The organism is Pseudoalteromonas sp. P80D2, from assembly GCF_036680945.1.
Taxonomy (GTDB): Bacteria; Pseudomonadota; Gammaproteobacteria; order Enterobacterales; family Alteromonadaceae; genus Pseudoalteromonas; species Pseudoalteromonas shioyasakiensis.
This window is the reverse complement of the sequence record NZ_JAZDAR010000047.1, coordinates 229,643-244,631: the sequence shown is the minus strand read 5'-3', so window position 1 is coordinate 244,631 and position 14,989 is coordinate 229,643. Positions and strand designations below refer to the sequence as shown.

Here is a 14,989-nt window from a genome sequence, read left to right as displayed (position 1 = left end):
GATACTTAACTAAATATAACCGCTTAAAACAAATAAGCCAAAAATTAAAACACTTAGGATGAAATTTGTTATCATTTAGCCAAGCTTCTATAACGAGATCTACCATGAGCGATAACAATCTAGTTTATTCAACTGCAACGGGTCGCATTGAGCAACCTAAAGAAAGTAAACCAAGCCAAGGTAAAATTTTTAAAGACGGTTTTTTACGCATTGAACGTCAAACCAAAGGACGTAAAGGTAAGGGCGTGATGTTAGTTGTTGGTATCGACAGCGAGCAGCATGATTTAAAAAAATTAGCCAAAACCATTAAAAGTAAAATGGGCCAAGGCGGTGCAGTAAAAGACGGTATCATCGAAGTTCAAGGTGATGACAGAGATAAGCTAAAAGCGATTCTCGAAGGACTAAAATTTAAAGTTAAAATTGCAGGGGGCTAATCACCCCCCTTTTTTGCGTTCTGTATTTTATGAATTCAACGAGTTGAGCTGTTCATAAAGTGCAGGCAACTCATCTTCAGGGATAGGCTTGCTATAGTAGTAACCTTGCACAATATAACAGTTGTTGTTTTGTAAAAACTCAATCTGCTCAATGGTTTCTACCCCTTCAGCAACAACATTAAGCTTCAGCTTTTGTGCCATAGCAATAATCGCAGCGGTAATTTCCATATCATTACTGTCTTGTGGAATATCTTTCACAAACGAGCGATCAACTTTCAAAATATCCACAGGGAAACGTTTTAGGTAACTCAGTGAAGAATAGCCAGTACCAAAGTCGTCGATTGAAATTGATACACCCAAGGCTTTTAACTGATGCAGTTGTAAGATGGCTGCTTCAACATGCCCCATCAGCATACTTTCTGTTAGCTCAAGGTGTAAGCGTTTGGGCTCAACACCTGTTTGCTTGATGATCTTATCCAGTGTCGACACCAAGTTCGCATCTTTAAATTGACGTGCCGACAGGTTGATTGAAATATTATTCTTTAAGTCTTGGCTTGCTAAACGTGCAGCAAACTCACACGCTTCTTGCAGTATCCATGCGCCTAATTCAACAATTAAACCAGTTGCCTCAGCAATAGGAATAAACTTAGTTGGTGGGATCATCCCTTCTTTAGGATGGAACCAACGAATAAGTGCTTCGTAGCCAACCACTTGGTTATTTCTACAATCAACTTGTGGCTGATAATAAACCCTAAACTGCCCTTCGCGAATACCAGTACGAAGCTCATTTTCAATGAATAAGCGCTCGTTTGCTGCAGCATTGAGCTCTTGGCTATAGAAGTGGAAAGTATTACGCCCTTTCGCTTTTGCTTCATACATCGCAAGGTCGGCATGTTTAAGTAGCTGATCTTCTTCTTGGCTATCAAATGGTGCCATTGTGATACCAATACTGGCACTGATGATCACTTCATTGTTACCTAATTTGATTGGCTCATTAAGTGTGCGCTGAATCGTATTAGCCACTTCCATGGCATGTGTTTGATGCTCAATACCACTTAACAGGACCGCGAATTCATCGCCGCCTAAACGCGCTATTGTATCTTCCGTACGCAAACGCTTTTTCAAACGGTTAGCCACTTCAACTAATAACTGATCCCCTGCATCATGCCCTAGTGTATCGTTGATACGTTTAAATTCATCTAAGTCAAAATAGAATAAGGCAAATGCATAATGGCCACGTTCAGCCAGTGCCATTGATTTACGCAGCTGCATTCTGAAGAAAGTACGGTTAGCAAGCCCCGTTAAGGTATCAAAGTAAGCCAATTGCTCCATCTTACGCTGGCTTTCTTTTACAAACGAAATATCTTGAGCTGATGCCACATAACTGGTGATCTCACCACCATCTTCACGAATTGGTGAAATACTTAACGAAACCCAAACTGATTGGCGCTCATTCCCTTGTAATAAGGTATCCCCGCGCCAATAATTACGGCTTCGCAAATCGATATCAATATCATCGACTAAAATCGCCATTTCTTGTGAAATGATATTCAGCAGCGGCGAGCCAATAAAGTGACGCTCCTCAAAACCGGTCATTTCAACCATTTTCGGATTCACGTATTTGATCTCAAAGTCTTGATTGGTGATCACCACACCGGTACCAGAGAAAGCCACAGCTTTAGATAAACGATTCGCCGCTTTTTCCGCTATTTCTTTTTCACTAATGCGCTGGTTTAAGCCATCGATCAACTTACGAATTTCAATAGCCATATCTCTAAACGAGCCATTTAGCGTGCCAATTTCATCTTTATTAGCCTTTGGAAACTCAGTTTGTAATTGCCCTTTGCCAAAACTAACTACCGCATTAACCAACGAATGAATGCGACGCAGTACTAATTGATAAAGTGCTTGATGCAATAACAAAGCAACTAAAATAGCGTACAAGATAAACAAGCCAAAGAATTTTACTTTTAACTCTTCAAGCGCAGAAAGTGCCGACGAACGTTTTTTATAAATTCCAATATACCAATTTAGATTCTCGACTTTACGAATATTGATAATGTGAGTTTCGCCATCTTGTACGAATGAATTTGCCGACTCAGGTAACTTTAAACGAATGGTTTCAGACACTAGTTTTTGCAGATCAGGGTTTACAAAATCTTCGGTGAGTAATTTTTTACCTTCACGACCATATTGCTCAAGCGTGGTTTTATCTAAATCAGGGTGAGCTAATAGCTGACCTTTTGCATCAAACACTAACAGATGCTGCTCACGGTCACCGATAGGTAGCTGTGCCAATAAGGTTTCAAGCGCGATATCACTGCCCGTGACACCAAAAAAATCGTTATCAAGGTAGATTGGCACAAGCACACTCACCACCCACTTATGCCAAATAGTATCGTAATACACTTTTGACCACACCGCTTCTCGGCTTGGGTTAGTTGCAGCCTGAGCGTAATTGAAGGTTTCGCCTTTAGTAAAATCAAAGTCACCAGGTACATTGAGTGCCCAGTTTGGTGGCGCGATCCGAATAAAGTTATCTTTGGTGACAAGGTAAAAATTAAAGAAATCTTGAATTAAGGTCGGTGAAACGATTTTCCATAGCGATTCAGAATCGTTTATAAGCTGTTTATAAAATTCAGAATATTTATCTTGAGGGAGAAATGCAGCCGATAAGCCATCTTCTGAGGTACTACGGATACTGCCATCGAGGGCAAATTTGAGTTCTGCGCTGCGTTTACTTTGTAAATGCGATTCGTTGTGAAGGAGCTGGCTGCTTACGACGTTATTCGCCTGCTCAGCAATATTGATTTTGGTTTTGATCAAGCGGTTAAATTGACGACTCAAGCGTTCACTAGAGTGCTTTAAAAGTTCGTGCTCTTCAAACACAAGCTGTTTTTCTTCAGATTTAAGCATCAAAGCCGCAGCACATATACCTGCAATCAAACAAATCGCAGAGATCAGCAGCGACAATTTCATACTTAATGAATTCACACCAAAACGTGATGGCGGTCGTCGATACACCACAGGACTACCTTATTAATAATTGTTATTATTTATTGTGCAAAAACAAATATACCAGATTCATTTTTATATTTATAAATTTTTTATAAATATAAATGAATTTTCTGAGTAAACACCGATGTTTTCTAAATTAGCTGCGATAGGCAGTTGACTTTACATACAAGTGTTTTTACATTAGTTCAATGAAACAAATTATCTCTCGCACTTATTTTTCGTTTTTTAGCTTCTTTAGATAGAGGAGGCTTAACTGTTTGCGAGATAAATTCACCGAATAGCTAAAGCCTCCCACTTGGGAGGCTTTTTTGTTTGTGCACTGTTTTGGAATGAGGAAACCAACATGAGCATTGATACATTAAATGCGTTACGACACGATATTAATGAAATAGATTCCGACTTATTGGTGTTACTGGCTAAAAGACGCCGTATTAGCCACAGCGTAGTTGAATATAAAATTGCCAATAACAAACCGATTCGCGATGAAGCCCGCGAACAAGCATTACTAGAAAAGCTTATTAATTATGGTAAGTCGCTAGGTCTAGATGCGTACTACATCAATAATGTGTTCCAAACTATTCTTGAAGATTCTGTTTTGAATCAACAAGCAATGCTACAAAAGAATCTAAACCCTGAAGCGATGAGCGAAAGTCATCGTGTTGCATATTTAGGTGGTCAAGGTTCTTATAGCCAATTAGCCTGCCATAAATATTTTAGCCGTCGCCCAGGTAAGCTGATTGAGATGGGCTGTTCGAGCTTTGATCAAATCACTGGCAAAGTTGAAAGTGGCCAAGCTGATTTCGGCTTACTGCCAATTGAAAACACCAGCTCAGGTAGTATCAATGAAGTGTTCGATTTATTACAACATGCACAAGTATCAATTGTCGGTGAGGTCACTCACAGCGTTGAGCACTGTTTATTAGCAATGCCAGGTACTGAGCTTTCTCACATTAATAAAATCTTTGCTCACCCACAGCCTTTTGCTCAATGTAGCCGCTTCATTCAGGGTTTAGGTGATATTCAACATGAAACCTGTGACTCAACCTTCCATGCATTACAATCAGCGGTTGAAACTACAAACAGCGCCGCTATCGGCTCAGCACAAGCAGGTAAAAATGTAGGGTTAGAAGTCGTTAAATCAGGCCTTGCAAACCAAAGCGAAAACCATAGCCGCTTCATTGTCGTCGCGCGTAACCCGTTGCAAGTATCTAAGCAAATTCCAACAAAAACCAGTTTGATTATGGCGACCAAACAACAAGCGGGTTCATTGGCTGATGCCTTGATGATTTTTAAACAACATCAAATTAACCTAGTAAAATTGGAATCTCGTCCAGTACCTGGAAACCCATGGGAAGAGGTGTTTTATGTTGACCTTGAAGCAAACCTTGATGACTTACATGTTAAGCAAGCGCTTGAAGAGCTAAAAGAACACACCCAATACACCCGTGTATTAGGCTGCTATCAAAGTGAGTCTTTGCAAGCTGTTAGTGTGTAACAGCCAGCCTAGGTATGATTAATGAAAAGGAGCTCGTTGGCTCCTTTTTCGTATAATTTCATCTTAGATACTTGCACCCACTGCCCTGTCTAAGCATAATCTTGAAAACAATTTGAAATTGGAACTTTCATGAATTGGTTAGCAGAATTAGCAACTAAAAGAACACCTTGGTTATTATTAGCCGTTATTTCCCTCGCATTTGAAATCACTGCGTTATTTTTTCAATACAACATGGGCCTTGAGCCATGCATCATGTGTATATATCAACGTACCGCTGTTTTAGGCTTACTTGCAGCGGGTGTGATTGGTGCAATTAACCCACAAAATATGGTTGTTCGCTTAGTCGCATTTGCCACTTGGGGTGTCTCTGCAATTTGGGGTTACTTTATTGCCAAAGAACACATTGCAATGCAAAACAATACTGACCCTTTTGCATTTAGCTGTGCATTTGAACCTAACTTCCCAAGCTTTATGCCTTTGCATGAATGGATCCCTAGCTTCTTTGCCGCTACTGGTGATTGCGGAAATATCGATTGGCAGTTTGCTTCTATGAGTATGCCAGCATGGATGGAAGTGATTTTTGCAGCATTTTCAGTGGTATTTGTGGCTGTTCTAGTTAGCCGATTAGTGAGTAAAAAGTCGCTATAATGATTTATTTTTTTACTAGCCAAATCCCTGCTTTAAAAAGCTTTAAAGTAAGGCAACGCCAGCAAATTATTGCCCTTGCTTTGGCTCATTTAAGCCCAAGCAAAAAGATCATTTTATCAGTATGTAAGCTTGCCTTTTTAGCACCATTATTTTTAGGCTTGGCCTACTTTGAAGGCTGGATGCTTATTCCTTGGTTATTGTTAGCGGGCTTGAGTTACCCACTCATCACAACACCTATCGAAAACATGTTCGCATTAGCGCATTTAGACAAAGCTATCGATGAATTTAAACAGGGCGAATAACGCCCTGTTTAGGTGTATAGCCCGCTATTTATAATGTAATTTTCCCCTCAAGTTTAGCAAATAGCTTATCGCCAATTCCTTTTACTTCTTTTAATTGCTCTACCGACTTAAACGGACCTTGCTTTTTACGGTGCTCAACAATCGCTTTAGCTTTTGACTCTCCAATACCCGGTAATTGAGTAAGTTGATCTATGCTGGCTTTGTTTATACTGAGCTTTTGCATTTTAACTTGTGTTGCTTCGGTTGGTTTAACGGCGAATGCCGATGTAGCAGGTAGTAACGCAATGCTTGTGGCAAGTAAAATACTTGATAGTAATTTCATAATTTCCTCCATGATGTCCATCTTGGACAGGTAGTTAGCTATTACCCAACACTCACTCCATCGCTTGTGTTTAACTTTGGGTAACAATTTAAATAAAGCTAATGTCCCTATTATTGTCAAATTTGCTGAATAAAATTTTTCTCAAGTTACTTGCAAAGTAAGCCCCGAAGCATTACTGTATATAAAAACAGTAATCAAAGTAGCGGTATTACGCTGCAAATGCCACGCTTAAATGCAGGAGAAATCATGGCTGTTGTTGTTAAATATGTTGTAGAAAGAAACGGAGTCGAGCGCATGACGTTTACTACTAAGAAAGAAGCTGATGCGTATGACAAAATGCTCGACATTGCTGAGTCATTAGAACTAATGCTTGAAAAAGTTGATGTACCATTAAGCGAGCAACAAATTGAGTCACTGGCGCTTGAAATGGCAAAAGAAAAAGACCAATTTATGGCGGTACTTAAAGGTGCAAAAGACGCCCCAGCTAAGCCTAAAAAAGCAAAGTCAGACGACAACGTTGCTGATATAAAAGAAAAAGCGGCAAGCTAAACGCAAATTTAGATCATAAAAAAGGGCAACAGATGTTGCCCTTTTTTGTGTTTAATCAAAAACTACAGTGACGACTCAACTTCATCAAATAAGTCTGTAATTTCTTTTTTCGGCTCAGCAGTTGTAAGGCTAACAACAACAATAGCAATTGTTGATAAAATAAAGCCTGGGACAATCTCATAAATGATTGCACTTAATGCTTGGCCATCAATTGTAATTGGCGCGTAAATCCAAAACAGCACTGTTGCAGCACCAACAACCATACCACTAATAGCGCCTTGTAAGTTCATACGCTTCCAGTAAAGGCTCAGTAATACGAGTGGACCAAATGCAGCACCAAAACCTGCCCATGCATTACTCACTAAGTCTAAGATAGAGCTATTGCGGTCATAGGCTAGGTAAATAGCAAATAGAGCAACCAAAATAACACTAATACGACCTACTAAAACCAGCTCTTTTTGCGATGCACTACGGTTTAAGTAAATCTTATAAAAATCTTCGGTTAGTGAGCTTGAACAAACTAATAACTGTGATGAGATAGTACTCATAATCGCCGCTAAAATAGCTGCCAATAAGAAGCCGGCAATTAAAGGATGGAAGATAAGCTCAGACAACACTAGGAAAATCGTTTCTTTATCATCAATTGGCATTTGGTTTTCAAGCATATAAGCAGCACCAAATAGACCTGTTAGCACAGCACCAATAGCTGAAAGCGTCATCCACGACATACCCACACGGCGCATAGTCGGCATATCTTTCACAGAACGCACAGACATAAAACGTACAATAATATGTGGTTGACCAAAATAACCAAGGCCCCATGCCATTGCAGAGATAATCGCTATCGTTGAACCACCTGCAAACCAATCCATCATATTAAGTGCATGAATTTCTGATTCTTTTGGTGAGCTTAATAATAAGTCATAGCGTGCATTAGCAAGTGTATCCATAACTGGCTGATCAAGCATGGTAAACGTTGCAATTGGCACAGCCAGCAACGAGATAAACATGATACAGCCTTGTACAAAGTCAGTCAGGCTCACTGCTAAGAAGCCACCAAACAAGGTATATAACACGACGACACCGGTTGTGATGTACAGACCCATTTCGTAGCTCATATTAAATGAGTTTTCGAACAACTTGCCGCCTGCAACAACACCTGATGACGTATACAAGGTGAAGAAAACAATGATTACAATCGCAGAGATCACACGCAGAATATTTTTATTATCATCAAAGCGGTTCGCGAAGTAATCTGGAATGGTGATTGAGTCATTCGCCTTTTCTGTGTAAACACGTAAACGAGGCGCGACTAGGAAGTAGTTAGCCCAAGCACCGAGCACTAGACCTATGGCAATCCAAACCTTGCTTAAACCAAACAAATACATTGCACCCGGTAGACCCATTAGCAGCCAACCACTCATGTCTGATGCGCCAGCTGAAAGCGCAGCAACACTTGGTGATAAATTACGACCACCTAGCATATAGCCTGATACATCGTCGGTAGATTGCTTATAAGCATACAGCCCAATCCCCAGCATGACGATGAAGTACATTGCTAACGAAATTATCATTCCTGTTTCCAAATTAGCCTCCAAAAGTTGTTTAATGTTGGCTTTTAATCCGAATAATGACTCGCAAGTTATTTAATTTTAAGACATTATTGGGGTAAAAACCGATATCACCCATGACTATAACATGCTTCCCCCCTACAACTCCAATCAAGCAGTTCAATGGCAGGGTTTACAATTTCAACCTTTTCATAACAAAAATATGATATTTAATCGCAAGTTATAGAATTCAATTGCAATTTATCCTAGTCTTAAGATCAGAATAAAATCAGTATTTATCCTCAAATACTCGCATTTAATTAATGCTATTTCAGGCACAATGACATATATTGCTGATGGATAAATGAATTAACCGAAGTGGACATGCCAGGACTATGTATTTTTACGCTGCACGCCAACCTATTTTAGATAAGGAAAAGAAACTTGTCGGCTACGAACTCCTGTTTAGGGATGGCGTAGATAACGTGTTTCCAGACATTGATGGCGATGAAGCAACATCACGACTCATTGAAGGTAGTCAGTTCAATTTTGGTTTAGAAGATTTAACGGATAACAAACCAGCTTACATTAATTTCACTTTAGAGACACTCCAAAAAGGCTACCCTTTATTACTGGGTAAAGAACAAGTCGTTGTCGAAATTCTTGAAACTATTCAACCAGGTAAACGTTTACTTGCTCTGGTTAAAGATTTAAAAGAGCGTGGTTACACACTGGCCCTTGATGATTACATTCATCAACCTGTCTGGCGTCATTTTTATCCGTATATCGATATGATCAAAATTGACTTTTTAACCACAGACAAAGAGTCGATTGAAGCGGTTATTGAAGCGATAAAACCTCACCCGCACATCAAGTTGCTTGCCGAAAAAGTCGAAACTTACGAGAAATACCAACTTGCCCTAGAAATGGGTTTTAGTTACTTTCAAGGCTTTTTCTTTTCAAAACCGGAGATGGTACAAAGTAAAACTTTGCCACCTTCTGAGATGGCTCTTGCCGAGCTCCTATACGAAACATCAAGTATTGATTTAAACCTTAGAAAAATCACTGAGGTGTTTGAACGTGACGTTAACTTATCTTATAAGCTATTACGCTATTCAAACTCCGCGGCATTTAAACGCCGTGCCGAAATCAGCACAATCAAGCAAGCGCTTATCGTATTAGGAAGCGAAGAAATTAAACGTTTCTTGTCGCTGTTATTTGCAGCTCAAGTATCTGCAGATAAACCTGCTGAACTGATCCGCCTGTCGCTAACCCGAGCACGGTTTGCTGAATTACTGGCAATTAGTCATGGTAAGTTACGCGATACAGGTATGGCTTTCTTAACAGGCATGATGTCATTAATGGATGCTATCTTAGATGAAGATATGCCAAGCGTTATGAATAAGTTACCGCTGACCAACGAAATTAAAGACGCTCTACTTAAAGATGAAGGCTTACTCGCTACCTATCTAAACCTTGTAAAATTCTATGAGCAAGCAAATTGGGAAAAAGCGAAAGAAATCCAACAACAGTTGGGCCTTAAGCCAGAAGAAGTACCGGACGCTTACCACGACGCATTAAGTTGGTCTAATGACCAAATGAGTGTGTTTGGAGACTGATGAATATCAATCTATTAATGCTATAAAAAATGCCAGCAATTGCTGGCATTTTTATTTGAATAATCTTAAAGATTTTCTAAGAAGTCTTCGTCAAAATCATCAGGCTCTTTTTCTACTGGCGGATTACCATCATGTAGCTCATATAATTGACGCTGGAAGTAAATATCCTTCATGAAGATATAAGGGTCTAGCGACTCATTTAATAGGCTCTCTTGTGGCATTAATGAAGCACGGGCCTCAACCGCTTTCAGCGCGAACACTAATATTGTCTGTGGTGTTGTTAACGTGATTTCAGGTAACACAAAGTTATCTACCACATCACCTGTTAGGTTTCGTGCTGTACTTGGCCCCATACCTGGGATCATCAAGTATGCGCCATCACCTACACCCCATACACCTAAGGTTTGACCAAAGTCTTCATCGACAATTTCTAAACCCAGCGATGAAGCGACATCAAAAAAGCCGAGTAAACCTACCGTAGAGTTCACTAAAAAGCGCGCTAGGCTAATACCCATATTACCAGGTTTACCTTGCAGGCCAGCATTGACCATATCCGTTGGTGCGGTGATGTTATCGGTAAAATTAACAATGCTACGTCTTACCGGTGTTGGCGTGACTGTAACGTAGCCAACAGCTGCTGGGCGAAGAATATAAGCGTCAAGCACGTCCATATTAAAATCATACATAGGACGGTTAAACGACTGTAATGGGTCTCGCTCATCCGCTTTTTCTTCAGGTATTTGTGCGCATCCTGCAAGCACTACAAAAAAGATAAAAAATATACTGTGCCTAAACATCGGCTATCCTTAAGGTATTAACTCATTAATTAGCAACGAATATTCTTTTACGTTTGCGCGCTCTAAAACATCCGACTTGCCTTCCAACTCGCCGCTAGAAGTTACCACAGTTGCATCTTTTGATAAACGCGCAGTTAAAATAATTTTATCGACACTTGATAGATTCAAGCCTTCTACCATGGCATTGCTATCACTCAATGTCACGGTTAGCGGAAAGCTATATTCGGTCATTTTTACCACAGCTAATGGCATTTGTGGACCACTGGCTGCTTTTGCAAAAACAAATAACGTGCCGTTTTGTGGCTGCGAATCTGCAAGTGCAGAGTCTAAATCAACCGTGATGCTAATTTCACTGTTTGAAGCTTCTGCGAGTTTTGTATTTGTAACTTGCTGCTCATTATTTAAATGAGCATCAATTTCAGCAATTCGCTCTGCAATCATGCTATAGCGCGGGTCGTTTTGCTGCATACTTGCAAGCAGTACTTCAAACGCAGTTTTTGCTTGCAGCCAATCTTTACGCTCATAAGCAATTAGGGCTAGCAATGAGATAGCATCAATATTGGTCGGCTCTGCTTTTAACACTCTCGATAACATAGTCGCCGCACGAGACATATTCGCATCACTGCCTTCCATTAACAGAACTTGCGAATAGCTGATCAGCACTTGCTTGTTATCTGGGTTCATTTTAAGAACCTTATCAAATGACTGCATTGCCATATCAAATTCATTTAATGACATAGCAACACGACCTAGCAGCATCCACGCCACTTCATCATCACCACTTTGATCAAGCTTGGTACGCAGTGCTAAAGCAAATGCTTGAAGCTCATTCGGTGTTAACGGCTCACCATCTTGCATCACGGCACGCTCACCATACGACTTAAGGTTTGCCATCGCGTCATGCCAGCCTTTAATTTGCTGCTGACTACCCGTGTAACCGTAAAAGATAGCCGTTAAAACAATTAAAAAGCCAGCGCCAGTAAGGGCAAAAATACGGTTGTTACCTTTACTATTCAGCGCTTTTTCTGGAGACAATTCATTGAGTAAACGACGCTTTTGTTCGATAACTGACTCATCGTGCATTTGTGCATCAATACGCTGGTTATCTAAGTCAGCTTTAAGCTCGTCTAAACGTTGATGATAAATTCGGATTAACTCCGAGTTTGCATTGTGATCAAGGCGTTGAATACGTTCGCGTTTAAAAAACGGAACGACAACAAATAGCAATGCAACCAGTGTGAGTAAAACAAAAGAAGCCCACATAAATGCCATCTAGCTTTGCTCCTGACGTTGATTTTGTTCAATTAACTTTGCAAGCAGCGCCTCGTCTTGCTCTGTCCATGTTTGTTTTACAGATGCCTTACGTTGGCGTAAAACAATAAAGCCAAAGCCAAGTACTACAATTAATACTGGCAATACCCATAACACTAAGGTTGCTGGTGTTACTGGTGGATCGTAATGTACGAAGTAACCGTAACGGTCAATCATATAATCGATGACTTCATCTTTGCTTTTGCCATCTTTTACCAGCGTTAACACTTTGTCACGTAAGTCTTTGGCTACAACGGCGTCTGAGTCAGCAATGTTCTGGTTTTGACATTTAGGGCAACGCAGCTCTTTGGTAAGTTCACTAAAGCGAACAGCTTGCTCTTTATCATCAAATTGATACTTGTCTTGCTCTGCAAATGCGCTAAACGTGATAAGCAAACTTGCTAAAAAAATCACGAGTCTCATTACTGTAACTCCTGCATTAACGGTGCGAATTTGGCTCGCCACACACGCGGATTAATATCGCCGGTATGGTGCAGCAAAATAGTGCCTTGTTTATCGACTAAAAAGGTCTCTGGTGCGCCAGACACACCTAAATCAAGGGCTAATGTGCGTTTTAAATCTAAGATATTAAATTGATATGGGTCGCCAGCACGATTAAGCATGCTAGTGACATCTTCGCGTAGTGCGTTAATATCAAACTGGCCATCAAAGTCAGGGTCGTAGCCTTGCTCGTAGTATAAGCCAACAATCTTAACGCCCTGCTCTCTAAGCTCGGTTAAATAGCCTAACTCAGCTAAACAGGTCGGGCACCATGTGCCCCACACATTAAGTAAGTAAACTTCACCTTTTAAATCTGCATCAGTCCAACGCTTTGACTCATCCATCAAATCTGGCAGGTTAAAAGCTGGCATAGCCTGCCCAATACGCCCTGTTTGCAGCTCACGCGGGTTAGCAAACAAGCCTTGATATAAAAACACACACAGTAAAACGAAAACCAGTAAAGGTGCTAGTGCGAGTAGTTTACGGTTCATGCTGAAGCCTCCTGCTTAGTCGATTTTTGGCGGTAGCGTTTATCACCAAGCACTAAAAAGCCTGCCAGTGAAATCAAGATACCACCGAGCCACATCCAACGAACATAAGGCTTATGGTAAATACGTAACGACCACGCACCTTGGCTTAATTGCTCACCAAGCGCTAGATATAAGTCACGTGTGAAGCCAGCATCAACAGCCGCTTCAGTCATAAACTGCATACCAATGTCATAACGGCGTTTTTCAGCATGTAAAACGGTTACTTGTTTATCGTTTTTCAGCACAGTGACAACACCAGCATGGCCACTATAGTTTGCGCCGCGGATAGACTTAACACCATCAAAACGATACTGGTATTCATTTAACGCCACAGTGTCACCCGGCTTCATTGATACATCACGCTCTACTGAATAAGCAGAGGTGAGCGTTACACCTGCAATCACGAACGCTAAACCAACATGGCCTAAAACCATCGCCCAATAGCTTAGCCCTAAACGTTTAAAGCCTTCGCCTAAGGTTTTGTGAATAGTTACTTTTGCCGCTAAATCAACCACTGTAGTAACAACAATCCATACCGCTAGCGCAGTTGCAATAAAGGTAATTGGCGCAATTACATCGTAACTTGAATATAACCACGCTGCCGTAGCCACGAGACTGACTACAGCCGATAGTGCAAACTTGTTTTGCAACATCGACCATTTATTTTGTTTCCAACGTAACAGCGGACCCATACCCATTAAAATGGCAAACGGTACCAGTAAAATAGCAAACATCTTATTGAAGAACGGCTCACCAATCGAAATGCTGCCTAAGCCAAGTTCTTTGTGGATCATTGGCAATAATGTACCTAGCAATACAATCAGCGTTGCCACAACTAAGAAAATATTATTTAACCAAAGCGCAACTTCACGTGAGGCAAACTTGTAACGGCCCTCACTTTTCACCTGTGATACACGCAGTGCATAAAGCGATAAACCACCACCAACTACAATGGCTAAGAAAGCTAAAATAAACATACCGCGGTTAGGATCTGAGGCAAAAGCGTGCACAGATACTATGATACCCGAGCGAACAATAAAGGTACCCAGTAAGCTTAACGAGAATGCTGCAATAGCCAACAATACGGTCCACGACTTAAATACACCACGCTTTTCGGTGGTTGATAATGAGTGCAGCAATGCGGTTGCTACAAGCCATGGCATTAATGATGCGTTTTCAACTGGATCCCAGAACCACCAGCCACCCCAGCCAAGTTCTGAATATGCCCACCAACTACCAATGGTAATACCGAGTGTTAAAAAACCCCATGCTGTCATAGTCCAAGGACGAGACCACTTAGCCCAGGTATTATCAAGCTTACCTGTAAGTAACGCTGCAATAGCAAATGAGAACGACACAGATAAACCCACATAGCCCATATAGAGCAATGGCGGGTGAATAATCATACCCGGGTCTTGCAATAACGGATTTAAATCGCGACCTTCAACAGGGAAATACGGCAATAAGCGCTCAAATGGACTCGACATTAATAAGGTGTATAACATAAAGCCAACACCTAAAAAGCCAAGTACACCCAGTACACGAGCACGTAATACCCAAGGTAATGATTGCGACCGCATAGCAACAACTGCTGTCCAACCCGCTTGCATTACTAACCAGAGTAAAATTGCCCCTTCATGACCACCCCATGTCGAGGTTATCTTGTAGTACCAAGGTAAGGTGCTACTTGAGTGATAAGCAACATACGAAACAGTAAAGTCGTCGGTTAAACTGGCATAAACAAGTGCAGCAAAAGACAAAAGTACAAATACGAATTGTCCAATTGCCAGTGATGGAGCCGCACGCATTAAACGTAAATTGCCGGTATGCGCGCCCCACAAAGGAAAAATACACAATAGAACACTGAGAACCATGGCCAGTGTTAAAGAAAAATAACCGAGTTCTGGGATCAT

General features: G+C 40.9%; 14 protein-coding genes. 6 read left to right on the top strand and 8 right to left on the bottom strand.

Annotated elements, in window-relative coordinates; translation table 11 throughout:
* Positions 1-104: 104 nt before the first annotated feature.
* Positions 105-434 carry a translation initiation factor gene (locus VRK28_RS13130; protein WP_054562149.1) on the top strand — a complete coding sequence of 110 codons (330 nt, stop codon included), beginning with the start codon at positions 105-107 and terminating at the stop codon, positions 432-434.
* A gap of 27 nt (positions 435-461) precedes the next feature.
* Here the strand turns inward: VRK28_RS13130 and VRK28_RS13125 are convergent, their stop codons facing one another.
* A complete protein-coding gene (locus tag VRK28_RS13125) occupies positions 462-3,461 on the bottom strand; it encodes a bifunctional diguanylate cyclase/phosphodiesterase (protein WP_105181454.1) in 3,000 nt (999 codons plus the stop codon).
* Positions 3,462-3,795: 334 nt separating this feature from the next.
* Between VRK28_RS13125 and VRK28_RS13120 the strand changes: the two genes are divergently transcribed.
* From VRK28_RS13120 to VRK28_RS13110, 3 genes are all read left to right on the top strand, one after another.
* Positions 3,796-4,947: a chorismate mutase gene (locus VRK28_RS13120; RefSeq protein ID WP_054562150.1), complete on the top strand. Its 1,152-nt coding sequence runs from the start codon at positions 3,796-3,798 to the stop codon at positions 4,945-4,947.
* A 129-nt stretch (positions 4,948-5,076) separates the two neighbouring features.
* Entirely contained in the window at positions 5,077-5,595 is a 519-nt protein-coding gene (gene dsbB, locus VRK28_RS13115; RefSeq protein WP_054562151.1) for a disulfide bond formation protein DsbB, read from the top strand.
* Complete coding sequence (locus tag VRK28_RS13110; RefSeq protein ID WP_055197970.1) at positions 5,595-5,897, top strand: DUF6170 family protein; 303 nt, start codon at positions 5,595-5,597, stop codon at positions 5,895-5,897. Before dsbB ends, VRK28_RS13110 begins: the two co-directional genes overlap by 1 nt.
* Positions 5,898-5,925: 28 nt before the next feature.
* Here VRK28_RS13110 and VRK28_RS13105 read toward each other — a convergent pair whose 3' ends face one another.
* The gene (locus VRK28_RS13105; RefSeq protein WP_054562153.1) at positions 5,926-6,219 is read right to left on the bottom strand and encodes a ComEA family DNA-binding protein; all 294 of its coding nucleotides are present in this window, start codon (positions 6,217-6,219) and stop codon (positions 5,926-5,928) included.
* Positions 6,220-6,465: 246 nt separating this feature from the next.
* Between VRK28_RS13105 and VRK28_RS13100 the strand changes: the two genes are divergently transcribed.
* Positions 6,466-6,768, top strand: a complete 303-nt coding sequence (locus tag VRK28_RS13100; protein WP_054553324.1) for a YebG family protein — start codon at positions 6,466-6,468, stop codon at positions 6,766-6,768.
* 62 nt (positions 6,769-6,830) lie between these two features.
* On the opposite strand, the gene putP is transcribed toward VRK28_RS13100, so the two are convergent.
* Positions 6,831-8,342 (bottom strand): sodium/proline symporter PutP, encoded by a 1,512-nt coding sequence (gene putP / locus VRK28_RS13095; protein WP_062566820.1) that lies wholly within the window; start codon positions 8,340-8,342, stop codon positions 6,831-6,833.
* A gap of 371 nt (positions 8,343-8,713) precedes the next feature.
* Between putP and VRK28_RS13090 the strand changes: the two genes are divergently transcribed.
* A complete protein-coding gene (locus tag VRK28_RS13090; RefSeq protein ID WP_054562155.1) occupies positions 8,714-9,937 on the top strand; it encodes an EAL and HDOD domain-containing protein in 1,224 nt (407 codons plus the stop codon).
* 65 nt (positions 9,938-10,002) lie between these two features.
* Here VRK28_RS13090 and VRK28_RS13085 read toward each other — a convergent pair whose 3' ends face one another.
* From VRK28_RS13085 to VRK28_RS13065, 5 genes are read right to left on the bottom strand one after another with little or no spacing between them, the layout of a single operon-like run.
* Positions 10,003-10,734 carry an MlaA family lipoprotein gene (locus VRK28_RS13085; RefSeq protein WP_058586371.1) on the bottom strand — a complete coding sequence of 244 codons (732 nt, stop codon included), beginning with the start codon at positions 10,732-10,734 and terminating at the stop codon, positions 10,003-10,005.
* 9 nt (positions 10,735-10,743) lie between these two features.
* On the bottom strand, positions 10,744-12,006 hold the full coding sequence (gene ccmI / locus VRK28_RS13080) for a c-type cytochrome biogenesis protein CcmI (protein WP_062566818.1): 1,263 nt from the start codon (positions 12,004-12,006) through the stop codon (positions 10,744-10,746).
* Entirely contained in the window at positions 12,007-12,468 is a 462-nt protein-coding gene (locus tag VRK28_RS13075; RefSeq protein WP_054562158.1) for a cytochrome c-type biogenesis protein, read from the bottom strand.
* Entirely contained in the window at positions 12,468-13,037 is a 570-nt protein-coding gene (locus VRK28_RS13070; RefSeq protein WP_054562159.1) for a DsbE family thiol:disulfide interchange protein, read from the bottom strand. Before VRK28_RS13070 ends, VRK28_RS13075 begins: the two co-directional genes overlap by 1 nt.
* Complete coding sequence (locus VRK28_RS13065; RefSeq protein WP_062566817.1) at positions 13,034-14,989, bottom strand: heme lyase CcmF/NrfE family subunit; 1,956 nt, start codon at positions 14,987-14,989, stop codon at positions 13,034-13,036. The genes VRK28_RS13070 and VRK28_RS13065 overlap by 4 nt, the downstream gene beginning before the upstream one ends.

Bases quoted from the DNA above. Each gene is read 5' to 3' on its own strand.
- VRK28_RS13130 (WP_054562149.1), top strand. From the start codon at position 105: ATGAGCGATAACAATCTAGTTTATTCAACTGCAACGGGTCGCATTGAG.
- VRK28_RS13120 (WP_054562150.1), top strand. From the start codon at position 3,796: ATGAGCATTGATACATTAAATGCGTTACGACACGATATTAATGAAATA.
- dsbB (WP_054562151.1), top strand. From the start codon at position 5,077: ATGAATTGGTTAGCAGAATTAGCAACTAAAAGAACACCTTGGTTATTA.
- VRK28_RS13110 (WP_055197970.1), top strand. From the start codon at position 5,595: ATGATTTATTTTTTTACTAGCCAAATCCCTGCTTTAAAAAGCTTTAAA.
- VRK28_RS13105 (WP_054562153.1), bottom strand. From the start codon at position 6,219: ATGAAATTACTATCAAGTATTTTACTTGCCACAAGCATTGCGTTACTA.
- VRK28_RS13100 (WP_054553324.1), top strand. From the start codon at position 6,466: ATGGCTGTTGTTGTTAAATATGTTGTAGAAAGAAACGGAGTCGAGCGC.
- putP (WP_062566820.1), bottom strand. From the start codon at position 8,342: ATGATAATTTCGTTAGCAATGTACTTCATCGTCATGCTGGGGATTGGG.
- VRK28_RS13090 (WP_054562155.1), top strand. From the start codon at position 8,714: ATGTATTTTTACGCTGCACGCCAACCTATTTTAGATAAGGAAAAGAAA.
- VRK28_RS13085 (WP_058586371.1), bottom strand. From the start codon at position 10,734: ATGTTTAGGCACAGTATATTTTTTATCTTTTTTGTAGTGCTTGCAGGA.
- ccmI (WP_062566818.1), bottom strand. From the start codon at position 12,006: ATGGCATTTATGTGGGCTTCTTTTGTTTTACTCACACTGGTTGCATTG.
- VRK28_RS13075 (WP_054562158.1), bottom strand. From the start codon at position 12,468: ATGAGACTCGTGATTTTTTTAGCAAGTTTGCTTATCACGTTTAGCGCA.
- VRK28_RS13070 (WP_054562159.1), bottom strand. From the start codon at position 13,037: ATGAACCGTAAACTACTCGCACTAGCACCTTTACTGGTTTTCGTTTTA.
- VRK28_RS13065 (WP_062566817.1), bottom strand. From the start codon at position 14,989: ATGATCCCAGAACTCGGTTATTTTTCTTTAACACTGGCCATGGTTCTC.